Origin of the sequence: Flavobacterium franklandianum, from assembly GCF_007097365.1 — a bacterium.
Classification (GTDB): Bacteria; Bacteroidota; Bacteroidia; order Flavobacteriales; family Flavobacteriaceae; genus Flavobacterium; species Flavobacterium franklandianum.
The window spans coordinates 1-1,001 of record NZ_VJZR01000038.1 but is presented as its reverse complement, the minus strand read 5'-3'; the positions used below and the strand labels follow the sequence as shown (position 1 = coordinate 1,001).

Genomic DNA, 1,001 nt, shown 5'->3' with positions numbered 1-1,001 from the left:
TATGCTTGTCCGTTTAGCTACCTATAATTCATTCCATCGATGATTAACTCCAGCAACGATTAGTCTTTCCATAGTTTTATCTTGAAAATATCTTCGATTGAATTTATAACAAAACTCATTTAAATAGTTTTCTAGAAAATCATCATCAATCCGATGATGTACATCTAACAAAAGCCTTTTGGCATTACTTATTGCTTTATGAACCCAAGGTAACACCTTGTTTACATTGGTTTTGTCGACTTTATATGCCGTATGATTTATGGTTTGGCTTATCTTTTTGTATGACGAATAATTATCTGTAACAACATCGGTATCTGGTTCTACTCCAGTTTCTATCTTTTGGTTTATCGTTTCAGATTTTAAATTATGGATAACTTTCATTTTCAAATAGCCAACTTTCTTGTCTGGACGGTTTTTATTTTTGTTCCCTTTATTTTCTTTGGATTGAATCATTACCAAAACTGTGGTCTGTTTTTGACTTCCTCTTCCTCGCTTGTTTATCTCGTCTTTTGAAAGTTTTTTGTTGACTGTTTCGAAAAAACCTTCATCAAGTTCAATAGAATCGGTTAATTGATATTCATTATCTCGCAACCCCATAACCGACCGAATCTTGTGCATCATAAGCCAAATTGGCTCATATCGTTTATGATTTAATTGCCTTTGCATTTCCTTTGCAGAAAAACTTTTCTTGGTGGCTGTTAATAAATGCATTGCTATAAACCAGTACTGAAAAGGCAATTTGCTTGATTGCATTACTGTGCCTGATCTTAAAGAGGTTCTGTATTTGCACTGTTTACATTCGTAACTCCATTTGTCTTTTTTCCAATAATGCTTTTTGCAATTACACTTTTTACAAACAATCCCTTCCTTATCTCTTATCGATTTGAACTTGAGTTTACAGCTCAATTCATCTGGATACTCTTTATAAAAATCTAAAATATTCATATCAAATCTATTTAGATTTTAAAGATACAAAATAATTAGGTGTTAATACGGATAAG

1 protein-coding gene is annotated in these 1,001 nt (G+C 31.9%); it reads right to left on the bottom strand.

Annotation, left to right across the window (positions count from 1 at the left end; genetic code table 11):
• Nucleotides 1–21: 21 nt before the first annotated feature.
• Nucleotides 22–945: an IS1595 family transposase gene (locus FNW17_RS16200; RefSeq protein WP_144072207.1), complete on the bottom strand. Its 924-nt coding sequence runs from the start codon at nucleotides 943–945 to the stop codon at nucleotides 22–24.
• Between the last annotated feature and the right edge of the window lie 56 nt (nucleotides 946–1,001).